Origin of the sequence: Thermoflexus sp. (assembly GCF_042408365.1) — a bacterium.
In the GTDB taxonomy this organism is placed as follows: Bacteria; Chloroflexota; Anaerolineae; order Thermoflexales; family Thermoflexaceae; genus Thermoflexus.
Genome location: NZ_JBHOQJ010000185.1, coordinates 1 through 22,186, shown reverse-complemented (window position 1 = coordinate 22,186; position 22,186 = coordinate 1). Strand labels below are relative to the sequence as shown.

17 protein-coding genes and 2 pseudogenes are annotated in these 22,186 nt (G+C 63.3%); 4 read left to right on the top strand and 15 right to left on the bottom strand.

The genetic code is table 11. From position 1 onward, the window contains the following. Window positions 1-140 precede the first annotated feature (140 nt). The 4 genes and pseudogenes from ACFMO5_RS08670 (at window position 141) to ACFMO5_RS08655 (ending at window position 5,431) form a co-directional block, all read left to right on the top strand. The gene (locus ACFMO5_RS08670; RefSeq protein ID WP_376792348.1) at window positions 141-1,328 is read left to right on the top strand and encodes an ABC transporter permease; all 1,188 of its coding nucleotides are present in this window, start codon (window positions 141-143) and stop codon (window positions 1,326-1,328) included. 78 nt (window positions 1,329-1,406) lie between these two features. Beyond that, window positions 1,407-2,360: pseudogene (locus ACFMO5_RS08665) on the top strand (ABC transporter permease); the annotation flags it as partial. A 138-nt stretch (window positions 2,361-2,498) separates the two neighbouring features. Next, window positions 2,499-4,034, top strand: a complete 1,536-nt coding sequence (locus tag ACFMO5_RS08660; RefSeq protein WP_376792351.1) for an ABC transporter ATP-binding protein — start codon at window positions 2,499-2,501, stop codon at window positions 4,032-4,034. 62 nt (window positions 4,035-4,096) lie between these two features. Beyond that, a complete protein-coding gene (locus ACFMO5_RS08655; RefSeq protein WP_376792347.1) occupies window positions 4,097-5,431 on the top strand; it encodes a UDP-glucose dehydrogenase family protein in 1,335 nt (444 codons plus the stop codon). Window positions 5,432-5,659: 228 nt separating this feature from the next. Here the strand turns inward: ACFMO5_RS08655 and ACFMO5_RS08650 are convergent, their stop codons facing one another. The 15 genes and pseudogenes from ACFMO5_RS08650 to ACFMO5_RS08580 all read right to left on the bottom strand — a co-directional run bounded on the left by ACFMO5_RS08650 (window position 5,660) and on the right by ACFMO5_RS08580 (window position 21,967). Next, window positions 5,660-6,499: a DegV family protein gene (locus ACFMO5_RS08650; RefSeq protein ID WP_376792346.1), complete on the bottom strand. Its 840-nt coding sequence runs from the start codon at window positions 6,497-6,499 to the stop codon at window positions 5,660-5,662. A 103-nt stretch (window positions 6,500-6,602) separates the two neighbouring features. Next, on the bottom strand, window positions 6,603-7,085 hold the full coding sequence (locus ACFMO5_RS08645) for a flavin reductase family protein (protein ID WP_376792345.1): 483 nt from the start codon (window positions 7,083-7,085) through the stop codon (window positions 6,603-6,605). 257 nt (window positions 7,086-7,342) lie between these two features. Continuing rightward, complete coding sequence (locus ACFMO5_RS08640) at window positions 7,343-9,241, bottom strand: glycosyltransferase family 39 protein (RefSeq protein WP_376792344.1); 1,899 nt, start codon at window positions 9,239-9,241, stop codon at window positions 7,343-7,345. Window positions 9,242-9,251: 10 nt separating this feature from the next. Further along, window positions 9,252-10,214, bottom strand: coding sequence for a ribose-phosphate diphosphokinase (locus ACFMO5_RS08635; RefSeq protein ID WP_376792343.1), 963 nt, complete (start codon window positions 10,212-10,214; stop codon window positions 9,252-9,254). A 1,046-nt stretch (window positions 10,215-11,260) separates the two neighbouring features. Then, entirely contained in the window at window positions 11,261-12,940 is a 1,680-nt protein-coding gene (locus ACFMO5_RS08630; RefSeq protein ID WP_376792350.1) for a LamG-like jellyroll fold domain-containing protein, read from the bottom strand. A 351-nt stretch (window positions 12,941-13,291) separates the two neighbouring features. Next, window positions 13,292-14,011 (bottom strand): hypothetical protein, encoded by a 720-nt coding sequence (locus ACFMO5_RS08625; RefSeq protein WP_376792349.1) that lies wholly within the window; start codon window positions 14,009-14,011, stop codon window positions 13,292-13,294. A gap of 49 nt (window positions 14,012-14,060) precedes the next feature. Then, window positions 14,061-14,453, bottom strand: coding sequence for an RNA polymerase sigma factor (locus ACFMO5_RS08620; RefSeq protein WP_376792342.1), 393 nt, complete (start codon window positions 14,451-14,453; stop codon window positions 14,061-14,063). 235 nt (window positions 14,454-14,688) lie between these two features. Beyond that, window positions 14,689-15,015 carry a tetratricopeptide repeat protein gene (locus ACFMO5_RS08615; RefSeq protein WP_376792341.1) on the bottom strand — a complete coding sequence of 109 codons (327 nt, stop codon included), beginning with the start codon at window positions 15,013-15,015 and terminating at the stop codon, window positions 14,689-14,691. A gap of 440 nt (window positions 15,016-15,455) precedes the next feature. Continuing rightward, a pseudogene (locus ACFMO5_RS08610) lies at window positions 15,456-15,572 on the bottom strand (Fic family protein); the annotation flags it as partial. Window positions 15,573-15,738: 166 nt separating this feature from the next. After that, window positions 15,739-15,978, bottom strand: coding sequence for an AbrB/MazE/SpoVT family DNA-binding domain-containing protein (locus tag ACFMO5_RS08605; RefSeq protein ID WP_376792340.1), 240 nt, complete (start codon window positions 15,976-15,978; stop codon window positions 15,739-15,741). Between the two features lie 260 nt (window positions 15,979-16,238). Next, window positions 16,239-18,590 carry a DUF4832 domain-containing protein gene (locus ACFMO5_RS08600; protein ID WP_376792339.1) on the bottom strand — a complete coding sequence of 784 codons (2,352 nt, stop codon included), beginning with the start codon at window positions 18,588-18,590 and terminating at the stop codon, window positions 16,239-16,241. Window positions 18,591-18,613: 23 nt separating this feature from the next. Beyond that, on the bottom strand, window positions 18,614-19,546 hold the full coding sequence (locus tag ACFMO5_RS08595) for a DMT family transporter (protein ID WP_376792338.1): 933 nt from the start codon (window positions 19,544-19,546) through the stop codon (window positions 18,614-18,616). Window positions 19,547-19,560: 14 nt separating this feature from the next. Further along, window positions 19,561-20,655: a sensor histidine kinase gene (locus ACFMO5_RS08590; protein ID WP_376792337.1), complete on the bottom strand. Its 1,095-nt coding sequence runs from the start codon at window positions 20,653-20,655 to the stop codon at window positions 19,561-19,563. Window positions 20,656-20,657: 2 nt separating this feature from the next. After that, on the bottom strand, window positions 20,658-21,326 hold the full coding sequence (locus tag ACFMO5_RS08585; RefSeq protein ID WP_376792336.1) for a winged helix-turn-helix domain-containing protein: 669 nt from the start codon (window positions 21,324-21,326) through the stop codon (window positions 20,658-20,660). A gap of 224 nt (window positions 21,327-21,550) precedes the next feature. Beyond that, on the bottom strand, window positions 21,551-21,967 hold the full coding sequence (locus ACFMO5_RS08580) for a dimethylsulfonioproprionate lyase family protein (protein WP_376792335.1): 417 nt from the start codon (window positions 21,965-21,967) through the stop codon (window positions 21,551-21,553). Between the last annotated feature and the right edge of the window lie 219 nt (window positions 21,968-22,186).

The window sequence follows — 22,186 nt, the reverse complement described above, 5'->3', positions numbered from 1 at the left end:
CCAAAGGGCTCAGCCCTTTGGGCTGCGGGGAGGGAGGGGAAAAAATCTTTCGGGGCCTGGGCCGAAGGCCCCCGGCCTAGGCCCCGAAATCCACAAAATTTAAAATAGGCAAAGCACCAGTATTTGACCGGAGGTGGATTGTGGAGCGGAACACACGGGGGATCCTACAGGCCTGGGGAGGACGGCTGGATGCGTTTACGCTTTTCCTCCGGCAATCGGTGCAGAGCGGCGCCTTGTGGGTTCCCATCCTGGCGGTCTTTACGGCCCTGGGGATCGGGGGGATCGTGGTCGCTCTGGCTACCCGCCAGCCTTTTCTGGCCCTCTTGGCCTACCAAGGGCTCTGGGAAGGGGCCTTCGGTTCCCCCAAGGCCTTTAGCGAGACGCTCGTCCAGATGACCCCCTATCTTTTCGCCGGCCTGGGGATCGCCCTGGCGTTCCACGGGGGTCTCTTCAACATCGGCGCGGAGGGCCAGCTGGCCCTCGGGGCGATCGTCGCGGCGTGGATCGGATATGCCCTTCCTTCATTGGTTGGTGGAACAATCCCCGCCTTCATCCATCTGCCTCTGGCCATCCTCGGCGGCGCGCTGGCCGGAGCCCTCTGGGCGGCGATCCCAGGCTGGTTGAAGGCGCGCACGGGCGGGCATGAGGTGATCAACACGATCATGATGAACTACATCGCGCTGCTGATGGCCAGCTATCTCCTGAACGGCCCGATGCGCGACCCCAGCCCGACGAACGTGGTCGCGCGGACGCCTCGGATCGCGGAGACCGCCCGGCTGCCCCGGCTGTTCGCGGATCCTGATCTGCGCCTTCACGCCGGCTTCCTGATCGCCCTGGCGATGGCCCTGCTGGTGGCCTGGTTGCTGTGGCGAACCACCCTGGGGTTTGAAATCCGCACCGTCGGCCTGAACCCCCACGCGGCCCGCTATGCCGGCATCCCGATCGTTCGGATCACCGTTCTCACCATGGCGATGAGCGGCTTCCTGGCGGGCCTGGCCGGCGCGGTGCAGGTGACCGGTTTGAATTATCGCCATGAGCTGAGCTTCAACTTGGGGTATGGTTTCGATGCCATCGCCATCGCGCTCCTAGGCAAGGTCCACCCGCTGGGGGTCGTGCTGGCGGCCTTCCTGTTCGGTGCGCTGCGCAACGGAGCCAGTCGGATGCAGTTCCTCACCCAGGTCCCGGTGGATCTCATCTCGGTGATCCAGGCGTTGATTTTGATGTTCGTCGCCGCGGAGGCGATCGTCCGGGCCTTGTACCGTCCTCTCTTCCGGCGGGCGGCTGAGGCCGAACGGATGGTGTTGACCCGGGGATGGGGGGAGCTGTGAGTTCGCCATCCGGGTGAAGCGCTATGGGGAAGGTTGGATGATGGGCATTATTCAAGCTTTGTCCAGAGAGGATCTGGAATGGACGCGCGACGGTTCGGTTTCGTCATCGGCGTGATCGCCCTCATTTTCGGGATCGCGGTGGTGCTGGGCTATGGACGCTATCCGGCGGCCGTGATCATCGTCAGCATGTTGGCCACCACCATCCGGGTTTCCACCCCGCTGGTGCTGGGCGCTCTCTCCGGTATCTTCTGCGAGCGAAGCGGGGTGGTGAACATCGCCATTGAAGGCATGATGTTGACGGCGGCGTTCACTGGCTTCACTGCCTCGCTCTATATCTATGATGCCGGTGCTCCAGGTCTCCTGGCCCTGATTCTCGGCGTAGCCATTGCCGTTCTCACCGGCGCCCTTCTGGGCCTGCTCCACGCGGTCCTTTCGGTGACATATAAGACCGATCAGATCATTAGCGGAACAGTGATCAACATCCTGGCCGTTGGGATCACCGGCTATCTGAACCGTCAGCTCTTCTTCGGGGGTCAGATGCCGCATTCCCCCGGAGTGCTCCCTCGCATCGCGCTGCCCCTCCTTTCCGACCTCCCCCTGGTGGGCAGCATTTTCAGCCAACAACCGATCACCTGGCTGGCCCCGCTCTTAGTGATCCTGGTCCATATCCTCCTGTTCCGAACCGTATGGGGTCTGCGGACCCGCGCGGTCGGCGAGCACCCCCGCGCGGCCGACACGCTGGGGATCGATGTGATCCGCCTCCGCTACGTGAACGTGATCCTTGGGGGGGCCATCGCTGGCCTGGCCGGCGCTTACTTCACTCTGGAATCCGTGCCAGCCTTCGAGCCCCTGATGACCAGCGGCCGGGGCTTCATCTCCCTAGCGGCGATGATCTTCGGGAACTGGACGCCTTTCGGCGCTTGGGCGGCCACGCTTCTGTTCGGGGCAGCCCAGGCCCTTCAAGCCAACGCCCAGCAATTTGAGTTCCCTGCTCCTTCCCAGTTCGTCGGCATGGTGCCGTATATCATGACGATGCTGGTGCTGACCGGCATCGTGGGCCGGACCATCCCTCCGGCCGCTGATGGGCAGCCCTACGAGAAAGAAGCTTTGCCCCCTCGACGTCGAGCCACCCATCCGGCTCCCCCGCCTCCCTCCCGAGACGGCGATCTTCTGCAGGCTGTGGGGATCGTCAAACGCTTCCCCGGGGTGATCGCGAATGATCATGTGAATTTCTCTCTGCGTCAAGGGGAGATTCACGCCATCCTCGGGGAGAACGGAGCGGGGAAAACCACCTTGATGAACATCCTTTATGGCCTCTACCACCCGGATGAGGGGGAGATCTATATTAGGGGACAGCCGGTGGAGGTCCGCAGCCCTAGCGATGCCATCCGCCTGGGCATTGGAATGGTCCATCAGCATTTTATGTTGGTGCCGGTGTTCACGGTGGCCGAGAACATCATCCTGGGCCAGGAGATCCGCCGTGGGCCCTTCCTGGATCTGCGGCGGGCGGTGGAGGAGGTCCGGTCTCTTTCCCAGCGCTATGGTCTGGAGGTGGATCCGGAGGCGTTGGTGAAGGATCTGCCCGTTGGGGTTCAGCAACGGGTGGAGATCCTCAAAGCGCTTTACCGGAAGGCCAATCTTCTGATCCTGGACGAGCCGACCGCGGTGCTGACGCCTCAAGAAACCGAGGAGCTGTTCCGGGTGATGCGTCACCTGCAGCGGCAGGGCGTTTCCATCATCTTCATCACCCACAAGCTGAAGGAGGTGATGGCGGTCGCCGATCGCATCACGGTGCTCCGGAACGGCCGGGTGGTGGGCACGTTAACGCCTCAGGAGGCAGACGAGGCCCACCTGGCAGCGATGATGGTGGGGCGCGAGGTGGTGCTAACGGTGGAGAAGGCTCCCGCCCGGCCCGGCTTGGAGGTCCTGCGGGTGGAGGATCTTTGGGTCCGCGACGATCGAGGTGCGATGGTGGTCAACGGGGTCAGCTTCTCCGTGCGGGCCGGCGAGATCCTGGGGATCGCTGGCGTGCAGGGCAACGGCCAGACCGAGCTGATCGAAGCCTTGGTAGGGTTGCGGCCGGCGGTGAGCGGCCGGGTTTTCCTCCATGGAGAGGAGATCACTCTTCAGCCCCCGCGCTCTCGAACCGAACGGGGCATGGCTCATATCCCCGAGGACCGCCATAAGCATGGCCTGGTGTTGCCCTACCCCGTTGCGGATAACTTGGTTCTGAACACTTATTATCAGCCTCCGTTCGCCCGGGGCATCCAACGACAGCCTCAGGCTGTCCTTCAGCATGCGCGCCAGCTGATCGCCCTTTACGATATCCGGACCCCCAATCCCTATACTCCAGCGCGAAGCCTGTCCGGTGGGAACCAACAGAAGGTGATCGCCGCCCGGGAGCTCTCCCGCCCCATCCGTCTGCTGGTCGCCAACCAGCCCACGCGAGGCCTGGACGTCGGGGCGACGGAGTATATTCACCGCAAGATTGTGGAGATGCGGGATCAAGGGGTGGCGGTGCTCCTGGTTTCGACGGAGCTGGATGAGATCTTCTCCTTAGCGGATCGGATCGCGGTGATGTATCGGGGGCGCATCGTGGCGATGGCCGATCGAACGGAGGCCTCGCTGCAGCAGGTGGGGTTGTGGATGGCGGGTGTGATCCCGACCGGGGCGCTGCCTATCGGGGAACCCTCAGAGAGGGTGTAAGGGAATTTCGGGGGATGGGGTCGGCGAAGACGGCCCCACCCACCCCACTTGGGGAGGCATGAATGAAACGGATTTGTGTGATCGGCGCCGGCTATGTCGGGCTTACCACAGCGGCCTGCCTGGCCGATCTGGGCAACCGCGTGGCATGCGTGGATATTAACGAAGAGAAGATCGCCATGCTCCAGGAGGGCCGCCTCCCGATCTTCGAGCCGGGGCTCGAGGAGATCGTCCGCCGCAACATGAAGGCCGGACGGCTCTCCTTCACCCTCTCGTATGAGGAAGGCATCAACAGCCTGCCGGCGGAGTTCGTCTTCATCGCCGTAGGGACCCCTGAGGGGGTGGACGGGGAGGCGGATCTGCGCTATGTGCGCATGGCGGCCGAGCGCATCGGCGAGGTGATGGACCATCCCCTGATCATTGTCAACAAGAGCACGGTGCCCGTAGGCACCGGCGACTGGGTGGCGGACATCGTCCGGAGCCGCCAGCGCCGGCCCATCCCGTTCTGGGTGGTCTCCAATCCGGAGTTCCTACGGGAGGGATCAGCGGTTTATGACTTTATGAACCCGGATCGCATCGTGCTGGGATCGCTGGACCGGGAGGCGGCGGAGAAGGTAGCGCAGCTTTACCTCCCCTTGCGCAGCACGATCATGATCACCGATCTGCGCACCGCCGAGATGATCAAGTATGCTTCCAACGCTTTCTTGGCCACTAAAATCTCTTTCATCAACGAGATCGCGAACATCTGCGAGGCCCTGGGCGCGGACGTCAAGGAGGTGGCCGCCGGCATGGGCTTCGATAAGCGTATCGGCCGCGCCTTCCTGGATGCGGGGGTAGGGTGGGGAGGTTCGTGCTTCCCTAAAGATGTGAAGGCCCTCATTCATATGGCGATTGTCCACGGGTGCCACCCGCAGTTGCTTCAAGCTGTGGTAGAGATCAACCGAGATCAGCGACGGCGGGTGGTGCAGAAGTTGAAAGAGATCCTGGAGGATCTGAACGGCATGGTGATCGGCCTGCTGGGGTTGGCCTTTAAGCCGAACACGGATGACATTCGGGAGGCCCCGGCGTTGGAGATCGCTGGCTATCTGCTGCAGGAGGGCGCCATCGTCCGCGCCTACGATCCGGTGGCCATACCGAACGCCGCTCGTGTCTTGCCCCAGCTCATCATGTGCGCCGATCCCTACGAGCTGGCGCAGGGGGCCGATGCCCTGGTGGTGGTGACGGATTGGAACGAGTTCAAGCATCTGGATCTCCCGCGGATCAAGCAGCTCATGCGTCGCCCCGTGATCATCGATGGCCGCAACATCTATGAGCCTGAAATGATGCGTGAGCTGGGGTTCATCTACCGGGGGATCGGCCGGGGATACAACCATCCGAGCCCAGGGCTTCGTACCCGTTGATCCGACGAACAGGCTCTCCAAACCGATTGGGGATCTGACGGCGCACCAACCGATTTCTCGTTCGGGCTCTCCCCTCGTGCGGAGCAAGCCCCTCTCCGCGGCCTGAAGGGCCGCGGAGAGGGGGAAGGTTGAATGATTTTGGGGTGGGTGGGGCTGCCGAAGGCGGTCCCACCCACCCCAAAATCTCCTAGGAAATGGACGAGCTAAAGTCATCCCTTTTGTAAATCGTTAATCCCCATAGCACGCCAGCCCTAATCCTCCCGGCCCTGCGTGGGTGGCCACGGCAGGCCCCGCCTCGGCGATGAAGATCTCCATCGGCTGCAACTCCTCCTGAAGGGAGCGGGCGATCTCTTCAGCCACATCGGGAAGTCGGGTGTGCATCACGCCGATCCGGAGATTTCGCCGCCCCTGGGCGTATTCCCGAATCAGCTCCTGCAACCGAGCCCGAGCCCGTTGAGCGGTTCGCACCCGCTCGTGCGCTTCGATCCGTCCTTCCTGGAGCTTCAGGATCGGCTTTAATTGAAGCAGATTTCCCATCAGCGCCTGGAGGTGACTCACACGTCCGCTCTTGAGCAGGTATTCCAAGGTGTCCAGTACGAAATAGAACACTGTGCGCATCTTCATGAACTCCAGGCGTTCGACGATCTCCCGCGCCGTCGCGCCCGCGCGGGCCATACGGGCGGCCTCGAGCACCAGGATCCCCTGGGGCACAGAGATCAGATGGGTGTCCACCACGTGGATCTCCGCCTCCGGCAGCATTTCCCGAGCCGCCACCGCCGACGCGTAGGTTCCGCTTAAAAGGGAGGAAAGATGGATCGAGATGATCGAATGCCCCTCCTCGCTCAGCCGACGATAGGTCTCATAAAACCGGCCCACCGGGGGCTGAGAGGTCGTGGGGAGCGTAGGGGATGTCCGCAGATAGTGATAGAAGGCCTCCAAATCGAGGTCCTCCCCTTCATAGTAAGTCCGCCCGCCCATATTCACCACCAGCGGGATGACCGTGATGTCATATTCGCGAAACAGTTCGGGCGGGAGATGGGCACCGCTATCCGTAACGATCCGAATCATCGGGCCTCCTGAAATCGCCTAAGGTTTCCAGCTCGTTTCTCTGGGTTTAAAGCGTGGGCAATCCTTCGGCGCAGTTTGACGCCTCATCTTCCCATGCCCTTGTTTATCCGCCATAATACCAGCCAGTGTCCCACATCACCAGGGGCTTCGCCTCGGGATCCCGCAGGCCGGCCTCGATCACCTCCGCCACGAACACCGTGTGATCCCCGCGATACACCGCGTCGGTCACCCGGGCCTCAAACCAAGCCGGCAGGTCCAGCAGGAGAGGCGCCCCGGTTTGCGGACCTCGCTCGAAGGGGTAGCCGTTTAACCGCCCATCGGACACTTGGGTGGGTCGGAAGAAGGCGGCAGCGATCTCCTTCTGGCCCGCGCCCAGGATGTTGATGGCGAATCGGCCGGTTCGCTCGATCAGAGCGTGGAGATGGCTGTCCCGCTTGATCCCCACCATCACCAGGGGCGGGTGGAACGAGGCCTGGGAGAGCCAGTTGATGGTCCCGGCGGCGATCTCCTCGCCGTCCGCCGCGGTCAGTATGTAAAGGCCATAAGTGATCAGCCTCAAGGTGCGTTTGCGGATCTCAGGATCCATGGCTTGTCCCTCCGATGAGGAGTTTCCCAGCAGGCCATTCTTGGAAGGGCGCCTACAAGGGATGCCCCTACAAGGATGCGGATCAAAGGAAAGGACGCTCACATGAAAAATTAATCCGGATTTGGGGTTTGCGGTCTGCTCCCTCCCTATGGCCCGAAAGGCCGGGAAGATACATTGAGGGGCGCACCGGGCGTCGAAGGCGCCCGGCGTGTCCCCCAGCCCTCAGGAGCAAGTTCCTATTACGAATTACGAACGAATTATGGGCCATATTCAATGATCCCGATCTCCCATGCCTCGCCCACCGGCTGGTTGCCGCGGAACACCGGGAGGCGCCGGCCGTCGGGCCCATAGAACCCGATGACCACCGGATAGCGCCCCGGCGCCAGCTCTGGGGGCAGCCATACCCCATAGCGATCCTCAAGGATCTCCCCCGGGCGCCAGGTGGTCGTTGGACGACGCCACCCCATGGGCTCCCGGTCGGTCTGGGCCGCCGGGCGGCCATCCGGGCCCTGGATGTGCACGAAGACCTTATAGGACGTGGGAAGCAAGGCTAAGACCCGCCACCGGATGACCAGACCCAGGACCTCCCCGGGATGCAAACGATCGCCGGTGAGCCCATACTCGCCGACTTCAACGGCCTCTCCAAACCGAACCCCGGGCGCCGGATGCCACCGAGGTTCCCCCAGGCCATAGACCGCGAAGCGAACGCGGCCGATCCAGCGTTCCTCCGCTCGGAAGGCATGGGCATCCAGCCATGCCTCCAATCGGCCCTCCGGATCCGCTTCCCGTTCCCCATACCAAAGCACGAAGAGACGCTCCCGTCCCTGCAGAGCCGGGGCTAAGGTTTCTTCGATGTCCTCTGGCCGGGGAGGCCGGCGCAGCGGGGCAGGGATCAACGGGGGGTCTGGCCAGTAATAAGTGAACACATCCACCTGCCCGGGCGCATACAGCAGGATCCCATCTCCCGGTCGGACGATCGCCGCCAGGGTCCGGGCCAACCCCCGGTAATCATCCCGGGCGAAGCGGGGATCGGAGTAAAGCGCCCGCAGGCTGATCGCGGTTGGGCCCAACGTCCCCCCGAGGGCCAGGACCAGTCCGATGCGTTCCACCCATAAAGCCCCCAGTTTGCCGAGGAGCTGCCGGAACATCCCCAAGCCGGCCGCCCACAGGGCGACGAAGGCGGGGAGCGCCGCCATGAAAAACTTGAGGTTCGCCTCCCGGTAGGCCCCTCGCCCCAGCACCAGCCCGATGGGGGTCAGCACCAGCGCCAGCCCGATCCAAGGCCCCAGCGGGTTCCATCCGCGCCGGAGGCCCAAGCGTTGAGCGAACACCCCTAAGCTGACCCCGATGAGGGGCAAAGCGAGGACCGCGGGCGGGACCTCCGGCGGAAGGGTGATCCCCCATCCGAGGGCGCGCAGGATGGCGATCAGCGCGTCGAGCGGCGGGACAGGGGAAGGGGCCGGCCATTGTCGCAGCTGGGTTACTGCGGCCGGCGCCCACGGCAGGAAGGCCAGCCCGATCCACGCCTGAAGACCCAACCAGCGGATCAGAAGCCGGGGCCGGCCGCGCCATATGTCCATCAGCATTCCCACGAGGTGGGCCGCGGGGACCGCCGGGAACACATAATGGGTATACCATCCGGCGACCCCGGTGAGGAGAAGCCCCAGGGCGCGACCCGGATGGGGCCGTCGGCGCCAGGCCAGCCAGAAGACCGAGTGCAGCGCCGCCCACAGTCCCAGGAGGGTGTACATCCGGACCTCCTGGGCGTAGTAGATGGCGAGAGGATGGAGGGCCAGGAGGAGCATAGCGAGCCCGGCGACCCGCCGGTTGAAGAGCCGGGCTGCCAAGCTCCCGGTCGCCGCGATGAGGAGCACGCCGGCCAGGGCCGAGAAGGCCCGAAGGGCGAAAACCGAACGGCCGGCGACAGCGGTCCACCCATGAAGCAGGACGTAATATAGAGGAGGATGGATGTCCTGGGCGACGCTTTCCAGGATGTGCCGGAGAGGGCCCTCGCTCAGGCGAGCGGATGTCCCCTCGTCATACCACAGGCTCTGGGCCTCGAGGCCGTAGAACCGCAAGCCCATCCCCAGCCACAACACCGCCAGCCCCAACCATCCCAGGCCCATCCCTCGGCGAGCCCAGCCCGCGCGCCCCATCCCCTTCCCCTCATTCGTTGAACAGCTGGCCGACCGAGCGGCCTTCGTGGATGCGACGAATGACCTCGGCGAGCATTGGGCCGATGGAGAGAACCGTCATATTCGGAAGGCGTTTGTGAGGTGGAATCGGGATCGTGTTGGTGCAGATGATCTCCGTTAAAGGCAGCGCTCGCAGGCGGTCCACCGCGGGGCCGGAGAGGACGGCGTGAGTGAAGCACAAATAGATCTCTGTCGCCCCCTGTTCCTTCAGGACCCGCACCGCTCCGCTCACCGAGCCCGCGGTGTCCACCTCATCGTCCACCAGGATCACCTTCTTCCCCGCCACGTCCCCGATCACCGTCAGCGCCTCGGTCTGGGTCCCGGTCCGACGCTTCTCCACGAAAGCGATGGGCAGGTTGAGCTTGGCGGCGTAATTGCGGGCCTTCTTGGCGAACCCCAAATCGGCGGCCACCACCACCGCCTCTTCGGGGGAGAAATTCTTCTCCAGCAGGTAGTCGCTCAGAAGATGGAAAGCGGTCAGCTCATCGCCCGGGATGCTGAAGAAACCTTGGATCTGGCTGGCATGCAGATCGATGGTCACCCAGCGGTCGGCGCCGGCCACGGCGATGAAGTCCGCCACCAGGCGGGCGGTGATCGGCACGCGCGGTTGATCTTTCTTATCGCTGCGGGCGTAGGCCAGGTACGGGATAACCGCTGTGATGCGGCCGGCGTTCGCCCGCTTGATGGTGTCCAGCAGGATGAAGAGCTCCATCAGGTTGTAATTCACCGGCGAGGCGGTGCTCTGGATCACGAAAACATCCTGCCCGCGGACGCTGGCGAGCAGGCGGACGAAGATGTTCTCGTTCGGGAAGACGATGATCTCGCGGGGGAGCAGCGGGACTCCCAAACACTCGGCGATCTCCTCGGCCAATTGCGGATGGCCGGAACCCGCCACCAGGATCATGTCCCCATAACGCCATGACGGTCCGGGCATTCGCGGGCGACCTCCCAATCAGATTCGAATGAATGTGCCAACGGGAAGGATGTAGAGGCAGGCACGGGGCCTGTCCACGGAATGTATGGATGCCGATGGTCAGGGCAGGCCTTGTGCCCACCTATCGGGCGTCCCTTGGGGCGCCCGATAGGTGACCCCTCGCTTGCAGCGGGACCAGCTTATTCATCATAGCCGGAATCGCTGGAATCCCAAAACCCTCGATGTCCGCGTGGGGTCGATTTCCGTCCTGGGGTCGCCCCCCGGCTTTCACCCTTCGTCTTCCATTCCGCCCTTTGTCGCAGAAGCAAGCGACCCATCATCATATGCGCATCCGTCATCCGGATTCAAGAGTTTTCCAAGCGGCTCAGGGCTTTTCAAAGTTCTAACCGAGACAGCATAACGGTGAAGAAGCGGATAGCTCCCGAAAACCTCAAATTGAAAGCACTATCTTGCCAGTGGTTAGAACATTGAAAAGCCCAGCCAGCGGCTGTGGAATACTTGCTCTTCATCCACCGGACCGTCCAAGAGGCCGGCCGACGGATTCCCAGGGATGCAGCGAGCGCAGGGCTTGGGAGGGATTCAGACCATGACATTAGGGGTTACATCCTCACTTGGACAGAGGCTTGAAGAGGACAACTTCAGTTGGCGCTCTTTTGCGCCGATTGGAAATCGGCCTGGATAGGCGCTTTGCACCAGGTGTCGGCCTACGCCGACGCGGGATCCGGTCGGCGCGGGCCGACCGCGTTGGTTTCCTCGTAGGAGCGTCGGGTCGTGGGGAGGGGAGGTGAAGGAGGGGTGAGGCCCTCTCGCTTCCTCCCACAGACTCCGAACGGCATCACTCCACCAACCCGGGAAGGAGTAGGATAAATTCTTTGGGGAGTTAGAGCCGTTTGTAGCGCTCCTTCGATTTGGAATTTTTGGTCGGGTGGGGGCCGCCCCAGCGCCCCCACCCGACCAAAATGGGTCATCCCTCCAGGCCTATCCCGATGCTTTGTGCCGTCGGCTCGTCCCCAGCCACCCGGCGACAAGGCCCGAAGGGGCGAGACTCACTTGCACTTGCCCGCCGAGCCGGCGTTGTAGATGGCCTGGATTTCGGCTGGAGCAAGCGCGCGGTTGAATATTTCCACTTCGTCGATGAGGCCCCGGAAGGATATCTGTGGGTACCACGCTGCGGAGGGCATACCGATCCGCAACGGCTCGGGGTTTGCTAGATTGGCAAAGGCTGTTGCTGGGGCTGAAGCAACCTGCACCCCATCCACATAAAGAATTGCGGAACCGCCGCTCTTCAGCGTAACCGCCACGTGATGCCACGCGCCATCTCGAAGATTTGGACCTCCCATTACAGCAACCACCAGATTGCCGTTGATTGAGGCAGCAAACTGAAGTTGACCCAAGGAGTTGGCGGCCTCGCTTAACTGGAAGGAGAACTCCGTGTTCTGAGGACCTCCTGTCCGCTTCCACACGATTTCGTCCGGATCATTGGGATCATATCCGGCTGGGGCTTGGAACTGGATCCAGGCGTCGATGGTCATCTCACCTGTGCTGAAGTCAAAATCCGGATGGTTAGGCACTTCGACAAAACCGTTCGTGAAATTCCATGCCCCATCAACGTTCCCGCCAGCGGGTGATGGGTTATTCTGGAAAGTTCCGTGATGGCCGTCTACTATATCGAAGGCCGTCGGGCCTGCGGTTTCGTCCAGCGGCCACCAGGCGACTATACCATTCGGCGCCAGGGCGCAGGCGATCGGTGTGGATGTCGGGGTGGGCTGGCATTTTCGTTTCCCCTGGCGCTCGGCGTCGTAAATGGCCGGAAACTCGGCCGGTGTCAGCTCTCGGTTGAAGACCTCTACCTCATCAAGAGCCAGCTCTGCTGCTATGGCTCCGGTTGCGATGATAGCCGTGCTCCTGCCCAACCGAAGAGGCCCACTGTTGCTGGTGGTGAAGTTTGCGACCGTCGTCGGAGAAGACGAAGTGCAGTTGCCATTGAGATCGCAGACTGTAAGCGTGACGCTTCCAGTTGGGCTGACTCGCGCGGCGATGCCATGCCAGTCTGAGGGCGAAAGCGGACTGCTGAGCTGAAGTTGCGGGCCCGTTATAAGGGTGCCGTTGAGCCAGAACCTGAGCGTGTAGGTCTTAGCGGCGCTATCCCAGCTATCCAAATAGAGCGAGTATCCGTCATTAGGGCCCCATTTTTCAACGAGCGGCTGGATCGACTCGATAGCACCGGCGGTAAACACCCAGAGGATGAGGGTGAAGCCGTTGGGGCCGATGTTCAGATCGGGATGGTGGGGTACCTCGACGAAGCTCTGGTTGAAAAAGAGGGCGCCGCGAGAAGTGTTGGGATCCACCACCACTGGTTGCAGTTGACCGTACAAGATGCCCGACGCGGGCAGTTGGCTCACGACCCCCGGTCCCCCACCCCCTAGTCCCAGGGTGATGTTCAGCGGATTACCGTTTAGATCCTTTGTCGTCCCGTTGTTGCCTCCTGCCAGGTCCTGCACGGTGCTTTGACCGACGGCGTCATCCAGCGGCCACCAGGCGACCATACCTGAGGGCGGCGTGACGCAGGCGGTCAGCGTGGCGATCAGCGTGGGGGCGGCAGGGGGAGACGGTATGGACAGCGGGGTGGCGGTCGGCGTCGGGGTGGTAGGGGATTGACAGCCAACGAGAATCGCGAGGGCCACCCCAATCGCCCAAGGGAGCCATTGGCGCCCCTTGGCCATCACTGTCCGCAAGATCGACCTCCAGGGAGCCAACACGGGACCGCACATCTCTGCCCCCTCCTTTCCTTAAAGTTGGGTGGATTATGAAGGGCAACGCCTCCCCCTTGCCCTTCCCCGCATCGCCCCTTCGATGAGGCCCGGCAAGGGTTGGGGGGCGAGCCTTCTTCCGGATCCATTCATGAGGCGCGGAAAGCCCGCCCAACCTTACACGGGATGGGATGGAATCCGGCCCCTTCTTCACCGACAGCTCACCCGGAGGACGTGCTGGCTCCCCTGAAGCAGATGGATCGGATAGGGACCCTGGGGTAGATCCGCCCCATCCCATTCGGCCTGGGCCAGGCCGGCGATCGGAATCTATCCATAGGCCTCCACTCGAAGGCCCTCCTCGGAGCGTGCAAGGGTTGCTGTGCCCGGGAGCAGGCGGATGATGGCCGTTCCCCCCGGCGGGATGACTGCGGGCACCTCGACGTTGGATAACCGGCTCACGAAACGGACAACCGGCGAGGGGCTTACCAGCGGTGGGCAATTTCGGTTTTCCACCCGCACCTCTGCGGAGCCGGCGGCGGTGAGGAGCAGGCCGAGGGCCAGCATGCTGAGGCCCAGTCCCAGGGTGCCGATGAGGAGGAGGATCCCGAGGCCCTGCAGCAGGCCTGGGAGGGACAGCCCGCCGGCCGCTCCGGGCGCAACGGCTCCCCTGGTCAAGGCTTGCGCCCGCTGGCTCAACCGTTCGCGAACCGCCCGCGCCGGTTCGGGCGGGGGCGGGAGGATCCCCACCGCGCCGAGCCATTCCGCGGCGCTCCAATGCTGCCATCGCGTCTCCTGACACGTGGCGCAGCCTTCGAGATGCTGCCGGAGCGCCCGGCGGAGGTCTGGGGTGAGAGCCGGTGGCGGATGGCCCGGCGCTCCGACCAGCCTGGCCAGCGCCGGGCAGGCCCGCCGGCCGAGGCGGAGAAGGATCCAGGCGGTCAGGGCCTCCTCCAGATGGTCCCGGGCCCGGCTCAGGCGGGTGTGGGTCACGCCGACGGAGCGGCCGAAGATCCGAGCGAGCTCCGCCGGGGAAAGCCCGTGCCGCAGATACAGATCGAGGAGGAGCGCCTCCTCCTCCGGCAGGGCCCGCAGCGCCTCACGGAGGATGGCTGTCCGCTCCTGCCGCAGGAGCTCCTGCTCCGGCGTCTCGCTGGCTTCCGGCCCTATGGCTTCCCCGGGGACGATTTCGGAAATCGGAAAACGGAACCTGGCGGCGGGAGCGCCGGAGGGCCTCATAGACCTGATGGCGGGCGATGATATAGAGATACGCCCGGAAGTGGCGGGGGGAGTAGCGGGGGCGGCCCTCCAGGAGTCTCAGGAAGGTTTCCTGGGTGACATCGAGGGCCAGGTTGGGATCGCCCAGCATTCGGAAGGCCAGGTCGTAGACCCGAGGGAAATAGCGCTCATAGAGGAGCGTAAAGGCCTCCGGATCGCCATGCCACATTTGGACGACGGTCGCCTCTTCCCCAAGCTCGGGTCTAGAACTCATAATCCCCTCCATCCGCTCCTCGAAAAAAAGTTATACGCTGCCTTTCCACTTTTGGGAGTTCCCTCGTGCAGAGGCGGATGCGAAATCTTGGTCGGCGCAGGCCGACCGCTGGCCGAAGACCTAAGGAGGGCGACTTCAATCGGCGTTTAACTGTTTCCTTATCAGCCCCAGCGATTCCTCATCCAGTTCCCGGCCGAGGGTTTCGCAGCTTCCAGATAATTGTGGACCATCCGACTCATCTGGTTGGCGAACGCGTGAAGGAGGGGGCCAAAGTGCGCACAGCTTCCTCAAGAGCCGCCAGGGCCTCCTCCCGCCGGCCCAGGTCAGAAAGCCGGTTCCCCAAGCGGTTGAGGCTTGTGGCTAAGTCGGGGAGGAAGACCTGGGGGCTCGTTTGGGCCAGCTCCCGGTAGATGTTCACCGCTTCCTGGGTCGTTTCCATCGCCTCCTTCTGCTGGCCGGAAGTGAAAGGGGCACGACCCAAGGTGGTGAGCAAGCGAGCGCGTTCGGCGTCCTCGCCCGGTTTCAAAAGCGAGGCCCGAATCTGCTCGATCTCCATGCTCATCATATCAGCCTCCAGAATGGGCTCTCCCATCGAAATATGCTCAGGTTCAATCTATTGAGGAGACAGCGCCGCGGCCGGAAGCGGATTCGGAGGGATCTTCTTGGGAAGCACCTCCGACCGCGGCGCGCCAGCGTATGCGCATCCGGAACGGCCCGCGCCGTCCGCGAGCGGAAGGTCGGGAGGTCGTGCACGGGGAGGGAGCCGACCCGGTCAGCGAAGGCGCCCAGGCCCGCCTGGGCGGCTTCCCTCCGGGGGTCCGTCTCGGCTTCCCGCAGAAGTTCTTCCATGCGGGGCCGGGCCTTCTGGGAGCGGCGCAGGCTTTCCGCCCCTGGATGGCGCGGCTCATGGTTCGCTCATCGAGGAGTGAGCTTTCAGCCAGGCAGCGATTTCGGCCCTCCGGTTTGGACCCAGTCACATGGAGGGTGAATGCCTCTAATTCCTCATTGATGGCGGCCAGACGATAGCTGTTCTGACGCAGGAAGAGGAGCGGCGGCAACCCCAGTGCGCTTGTTGCCATCCATAAAGGGATGATTCCGGATGAGGGAGTCCATCAGGGCAACCGCTTTGGAGAAGAGATCGGGGTAGAGGTCCCTGCTGCCGAAGGTTGCCCGAGGGCGGCCACCGCCGACTCCAGTAAGGGGAGGACTCGCATTCCATGGGTCTCACCTGTCTCCTCAATGAGGCGGGCGTGTAGGAAAAGCCCTTGCTCAATGGTGAGGAATTTCATCGCCGAGCCAGGGCTTCCAGCGTAGGGCGGTACTGTTCAATGAACTCGGCAACCTGGCGGACAAATTCCTCATCAACACCGGGAAGTGTGGAACCCACCGGGGTGATAATAATCCGCCGCCGCTCCTGGTCCACCTCTACAGAGACCTTAGATCCCTCCTTCAGACCCAATAGATCTAGTGCATCTTTCGGAAGGGAGACAGCGACGCTGTTTCCCGTTCGGAAGATTCTCCGCATCATTTCACGTCTCTTGCCCGGGTTGTACTTACCAAGTATATCCCTGGAAAAGTCTCAAGCTTAACCCACACTTGTAACTGTTCAGCCTGGTCCCATTCGGTGCGGAGCTCCCGTGAAGAGTTGGAAGGGCCCCGTCTCCTTCAATCCTCCCTCCCCACGGTCTGAGAAAGCCCACGGTGAAAACGCTCATATCATGTCCGCGAACGGATGAATCGTTACACAATTATTGTGGAGGAAGCGTGCAGGGCCGTTCGCTATCGTTAAAACCGCTTAATCACCCCATCATATGTGGGGCCGTTATTCGGCCCGCCTACACGTCGCTCGCCGTGGCTGGGGCCGTCGGGAGCGCCGGAACTATCCAGCACCGTTGTCCCACTACCCTCATCAAAGCGATATAGACCGACGGTGCTGGCGTCGGGTGTGAAAGGCGCATCGGGTGGCGTGAAGTTCGTGGTGTATCGCACGATGTTGGAGATCCGCACCTCGTCCAACCAGCCGCTGAACGATGGATAGGTGTTGGGATCGTAGTCGTGCTTTTCCGCGCCGATGACCAGGTACGGTTCATTCGGCCAGGCGACGTTGCGCCCAACGCGATAGGAAATGTCCCCTGCTGGTCCGTTGTATTCGCGATCCAGCACGCCACCCACGAAAATACGCATCTCGCCGTTGGTGCGGCGCGTCACGGCGATGTGGTGCCACTGATCGGGCGTCAGCGTGGTGTTGCCGCAGATGGTGTAGCCGCTGCTGCCGTTGTGGACACCAAAGGCAATGCGCCCCCCGTAGAGGGAGATGCCGAAATCGCCATAATCGGGCGTGTCAAAGATATCGCGGTCAAAGAGGATATTGCCGTAAATCCAGGTATCCTCACCCTCAACACAGGGGCCGCTGTTGTTCTCGCCGGAGGTAAAGCGTAGCCAGAACTCTATGGTGAAGTCAGTCGCGCCGATGTTGACAGGCAATGAGATGCCCAGGGTGTTGCTCATCGGGATTTTGACGCGGTCAATGTCGCCGCTGCCGGTGCCGTAGAAGCGCAAAGCGTAGGTAGCAGTGGGTGGTGTGCTGGTGGGCGTCGGGGTTGGGGTATTGGTAGGTGTTGGTGTGTCAGTTGGTGTCGGGGTTGGGGTATTGATAGGCGTTGGCGTGCTCGTCGGCATGTCAGTTGATGTCGGGGTCGGGGTTGGCAGTTGGCCGGGCGCAAGGCCCTGCATCACCAGCGGCAGGTAGATCAGCGAATCCGCATTGCCCTCGGTCATGCTCGCTGTCCCCAACACGTTCCGGCCATGTTCAGCATCCCAAATCCCATCGTTGGCCAAGCGGATGGCGTCGCGCGGGTCATGCTGCAGGCCGGGAGCGGGGTCGGGCAGCCACAGGGCGCGGGTGTATTCGCCCGGCGGCAGGTCGGCGGTGAGGGTGTGTTCACCCAGCTCCCAGTGGCGCGGGTTGGCGTCCAGGGGGAGACGGAGGATGGGATCTCGGGCCACAGGGACCGGATCAACCGGGCGGGGCAGGAGGGGTGAGGCGAAGCCGCTGTTGTGCAGGCGAACCCTCAGGGGCAGGTTTCCACCCGGGTGGCTCTTGGCTGGGAAGGAGGCTTCCAGCAGGCTGAGGCGATCGCCGAGGCGCTGACGGATTTCGGTGTAGCAGCCCTGCTCGCGCCAGGACCGGATCACGTCGGGATGATAGGCTTCGTTGAGCGCCGTCCAATGCAGGCGTTCCAGTCCGGCCAGGGCGGTCGGGCAGTCAGAGCGGGGCAGGTTGGGATGGCAGGTCTCGCCGCTCATCAGCGCAAGGCGCGTCATCCGGGCGATGTACATTTTCCACTTCCCTGTTTTGAGGGAACCATTGTAATCCACATACGCTCCCTTACCGTTGTCACTGACAAGGAAGCGCTCGTTGTGATGTTCGGTGCGCGCCTGCCCTGAACCGTCAAAGGCCTGAGCTTCGGTCAGCGGCTGCGGGTACCAGTGAGTGAAGTCGCCGCGAGACTGGAGAAGGGTGAAGCGGTCACGCGGGAAATAATGGTGGAGCGCATCGCGGATGATGGCTTTGTGTTCGGGACGATCCAGCCCGTTGGCGGAGGAGCGCCGCTCGCCCCAGGCGCCGATGAATCCCGCTTCAAACCAAGCGCTGAGGTCCTTGTTGGTCTCCAGCACGGGCGGGAGTTGCTCAATGTACTGCAGGGCCTGCTCCAGCGAGGCATCCGGGGCGGGGTTGGGATAGGTTTCGCCGTCGTTGTAGGAGAAACGGATGATGACCTTGAGACCCGCCTGGCGCACCAGCGAGAAGAAGCGGCTTAGAGCCGTTAGGTGTTCAGGCGGCAGATCGCTGTTGCGATAATCGTCCAGCCGGGCGAGGAGATACAGCAGGCGATTGTCGGTTTCGGCCGGATACCAGCTCAGGTCGGTTTCATCCAGCTCCACAGCTCGGGAAAAACCCTGCTCTGGGTTAGGGATGTCTTCGGCCGAGGGAGAGAAAACAACCCGCCGGAGCAAAAGGGCAGGATTTACAGCTGGAGGGGAGCTTTCCGGGGGCATGGATGAGGCGTTGGAGGCCTGTGGGGCACAGGCCATCATCAGAAAAAAGGAGATAATCGCGGAAACCCGTGGCCGCATTTCCCCTCCCACTTGATCGCGCCTCACGAGCGGGCGCTGGTTGCCCAGAGGCCGGCGCTGATGATCAAGGCCCCGCCGATGAGGTGGGCCAGACCCAGCGGCTCCCCCAGCAGGAGATGTCCCAACAGGGCGCCGTAAACCGGCAGGGTGTTGTAGAACATCATGGCCCCGCCCGGGCCCAGCCGGCGCACGCCCTCGTTCCAGGCGAGGAACCCCAACACGGTGGGGGCGATCCCGATATACAGCACCGCCAGCACCACCTCCGGGCGCCAGCGTGTTGGAAGAAAGAACTGTTCGACCAGGGCCGCTGGGATCAGCAGCGGCAGGGCAAGCGCCATCGAGAGGGCGGTCGTCGAAAGCGCGGAGCGATGGGCCATCACCTTCCGCCCCAACACGGAATAGAGGCCCCACAGCGTGAGCGCTGCGACCACGAGCAGATCCCCGAGGTTGCCTTGGAGCGCTCCCCAAAAGATCAAATTGCCGTTGGAGATAATCAGGAGCACCCCCGCCAATCCGAGAAAGGCCGCCAGCAGCTGGCGCGGGGTCAGCGGTTCCCGGATCAAGAGGGCCGCGATGAGGCCGGTGATCAGCGGCCCCAGGCCGTTGATGAGGGTGGCGTTCACGGCTGTGGTGAAGCGCAGGCCCCAGTAAAGGGTCGGGGCGAACAAGGCCACGCCGGCCAAGGCCATCCCGAGGAGGAGCGGGGCATCGGCTCCCAGGCGGCGCTCCTCCGACGGTCGGGATCGCAACAGCCATCCGAAGCAGAGCACCGCGATCAGGAACCGGAGCGCCGACAGCGTCACAGGCCCGATGCTGGCCCGCAGCCAACGGCCCAGGGTCATGTTCGTGGCCCAGGTGAAGGTCGCGAGATTGACCAGGAGCAGGCCGATCCAGACGGATCCGCCGATCCGCAGCATCCAGTGCTTCCATGAGATCTTTGCTGTGGTTGGTTCCATGTCTGGCCTCCTGTTCAAGCCGCTGGCAGGGTGAAGACGAAGCGAGCCCCTTGCCCGGGCTCGCTGAAGGCTTGGATGTGGCCGCCGTGGGCTTCCACCGCATGGCGGGCGATGGCCAGCCCCAGCCCGCTGCCACCGCCCCCGCGATGGCGCGCCCCGCGATAAAAGCGCTCGAAGATCCGAGGGAGGTCCTCCGGGGGGATGCCGGGCCCGGTGTCCGCCACCTCGATCGCCACCCACTCCCCCTCGGGCCACGCCCGCACCCGCACCTCGCCCCCCGGTGGCGTGAACTTGATCGCGTTCTCCAGGAGGTTCCCCAGCGCGCGTCCGGCCCATTCGGGATCCGCCCACACCCGCAGCCCCTCCGGGAGCTCCAGCCGGATCCTCAGCTCCCGGGCCTGCCAGAGGGGGCCGAATCGCTCCACCCAGCTGTGGATCCACGGGCGAACGTCCAGGGTTTCATAGGCCAGGGGCCATTCCCCCGCCTCCAGGCGGGCCAGGTCCAGCAAGGTATTAATCAACTGGATCAGCCGATCCAGTTCCTGGATCAGGCGCACCCATGGGGCCGGGAGAGGCTCCGCCGGCTTCAACTCATCCAGCAACAGGCGGATGGTGGTCAGGGGCGTCCGCAGGTCGTGGGCGACGTTGGCGGTGAGCTCCCGCCGGGCCCGTTCGGCCTCCCGCTGGCGGGTGATATCGAGCAGCGCCAATCCATAGCCCTCCGACCACATCCATCCGGTCGCCAGCCACCAGCGCTCCCGCCATCGGATCTCCGCGGTCCCGCCGGCTTTCACCAGCGCCTCCAGGTCGGGGGAAGGAATCGCCTCCACCCAAGCGCGGCCGGGTCGGAGGTTCAGCCCTTCGATCGCCGTGCGGTTCGCCCACAGGATGCGCTGGTCCCGGTCGAGCAGGAGCAGCGCCTCCGCTCCGCCCGGCTGCAACCCCTCCAACCAGGTCGCCAAGCGGTTGCGTTCCGCTTCCAGCTGACGTGAGGTGCGCTGGGCTTGACGCGCTGCTTCCTCCGCCCGGCGCCACCGTTGATAGAGGAGGCCGAGCCCGGCGAACGCAGTGAGCAGGAGAACTCCCAGGACGACTGCCATCGGTTCCATCTTTAGCCCTCAAAGCGATAACCGATCCCGCGCACTGTGATGATGCGCCGGGGGTGCGCGGGATCTTCCTCAATTTTCTCCCGAAGCCAACGGATGTGCGTATCCACCGTGCGGGTGTCCACGAGGTGCTCCATCCCCCACACCCGCTCCAGGAGGAAAGCTCGGCTCAGGACGCGGCCGCGGTTCTGGATCAAAGTGGCCAGGAGATCAAATTCTTTCATGGTGAGGCGCAGCTCCTGGCCGCCCCGATACGCTTTCCGGGCCAGCAGGTCGAGGGTGAGATCCCCGGCGGACAGCGTGGTCGCTGGGCGCCCCCGGGCTCGCCGCAGGAGGGCTCGGATGCGGGCGAGCAGCTCCCCAACGTGAAAAGGTTTCACCACGTAATCGTCCGCTCCCACCTCCAACCCCACGATCCGATCCACCGGCCCGCTGCGGGCTGTGAGCATCAGGATGGGCACATCGCTCTCCTTGCGGAGGATCCGGCAGACCGAAAAGCCGTCCAGGGTGGGGAGCATGATGTCAAGGATGATGAGATCCGGCTGGGTCGTCCGGGCGAGCTCCAGGGCCTCGCCTCCATCGCCGGTGGTGATCACCTCGAACCCCTCGCGCCGAAGCTGTTCCGCCAGTGTCTCCCGCAACGACTGATCGTCTTCCACCAGCAGCAAGCGCATCTTCCCCTCGCTCCACACGCTTACGATTGAGTGCGTCTTGCGCGGTTGCAAACGGGTTCACCAGGGCACCCCTTGTGGGTGCCCCTACATGGTTCCACGGCCACACCCCATCGAAGTTTCCCTATGGAAAGATTATCCCTGTGCGTTGGGGAGATTGCCGAACGCTGCGGCAGTTCTGTGGGATTAAGCCCCGAGCGACCATCGGCGACCCATTTGGCCTCCCTTCAGCACGGCTCCAGGATCTCATAAGGGCTGGCCGTGGGCCATTCCGGCACCAGGCTCATCAGCATGATGCCCGCCACGACGCACAGGCGCACGGGTTCATCGCCCGTGTTGAACACCCGATGGGCGGTGTTCTCACGGTTGTAGATCGCGTCCCCCGCCTCGAATTCGTAACGGTGCCCCTCCGATTCAATGTAGCCTCGGCCCTGCAGCACGTAGTAGACCTCTTCGCAGTTGTGACGGTGAAGGGGGGTATGGGCCCCGGGATCGATTTCCACGATGCCCATCACCAGGGTTTTGGTGGGGAAACCGGTTTCCGGGTAAATCACCTTCCAGTCCCGAACGCCAGGCATGCGTTCCATAGGGGCACCGCGTCGATATTCCGAGGGCTTCATCACCACTCGATGGGATCCACTCATTGGCTCACCCCCTTTTGTGGACTGAACGCAGCTGTCCGCCCCCGGGTTTCAGAGGCGCTTGTTAGTGTTCTTCCCCTTGGGTTCGACTTTTGTTTTGAGGATATGCAGTGGAGAGCGCGGATCACCCCCCCTTGATCTCCCCTTCCCACGGTCCAAAGGGCTGTGAGGAGGAGCATAAAAAATATTTTAAGGGCGGGCCGGGCACCTCGAGCGCCCGGC

What these genes read in the sequence shown, in the direction of transcription:
- ACFMO5_RS08655 (WP_376792347.1), top strand. Translation starts at nt 4,097, where the DNA reads ATGAAACGGATTTGTGTGATCGGCGCCGGCTATGTCGGGCTTACCACA.
- ACFMO5_RS08650 (WP_376792346.1), bottom strand. Translation starts at nt 6,499, where the DNA reads ATGATTCGGATCGTTACGGATAGCGGTGCCCATCTCCCGCCCGAACTG.
- ACFMO5_RS08645 (WP_376792345.1), bottom strand. Translation starts at nt 7,085, where the DNA reads ATGGATCCTGAGATCCGCAAACGCACCTTGAGGCTGATCACTTATGGC.
- ACFMO5_RS08640 (WP_376792344.1), bottom strand. Translation starts at nt 9,241, where the DNA reads ATGGGGCGCGCGGGCTGGGCTCGCCGAGGGATGGGCCTGGGATGGTTG.
- ACFMO5_RS08635 (WP_376792343.1), bottom strand. Translation starts at nt 10,214, where the DNA reads ATGCCCGGACCGTCATGGCGTTATGGGGACATGATCCTGGTGGCGGGT.
- ACFMO5_RS08620 (WP_376792342.1), bottom strand. Translation starts at nt 14,453, where the DNA reads ATGAGTTCTAGACCCGAGCTTGGGGAAGAGGCGACCGTCGTCCAAATG.
- ACFMO5_RS08615 (WP_376792341.1), bottom strand. Translation starts at nt 15,015, where the DNA reads ATGAGCATGGAGATCGAGCAGATTCGGGCCTCGCTTTTGAAACCGGGC.
- ACFMO5_RS08605 (WP_376792340.1), bottom strand. Translation starts at nt 15,978, where the DNA reads ATGCGGAGAATCTTCCGAACGGGAAACAGCGTCGCTGTCTCCCTTCCG.
- ACFMO5_RS08600 (WP_376792339.1), bottom strand. Translation starts at nt 18,590, where the DNA reads ATGCGGCCACGGGTTTCCGCGATTATCTCCTTTTTTCTGATGATGGCC.
- ACFMO5_RS08595 (WP_376792338.1), bottom strand. Translation starts at nt 19,546, where the DNA reads ATGGAACCAACCACAGCAAAGATCTCATGGAAGCACTGGATGCTGCGG.
- ACFMO5_RS08590 (WP_376792337.1), bottom strand. Translation starts at nt 20,655, where the DNA reads ATGGAACCGATGGCAGTCGTCCTGGGAGTTCTCCTGCTCACTGCGTTC.
- ACFMO5_RS08585 (WP_376792336.1), bottom strand. Translation starts at nt 21,326, where the DNA reads ATGCGCTTGCTGCTGGTGGAAGACGATCAGTCGTTGCGGGAGACACTG.
- ACFMO5_RS08580 (WP_376792335.1), bottom strand. Translation starts at nt 21,967, where the DNA reads ATGAGTGGATCCCATCGAGTGGTGATGAAGCCCTCGGAATATCGACGC.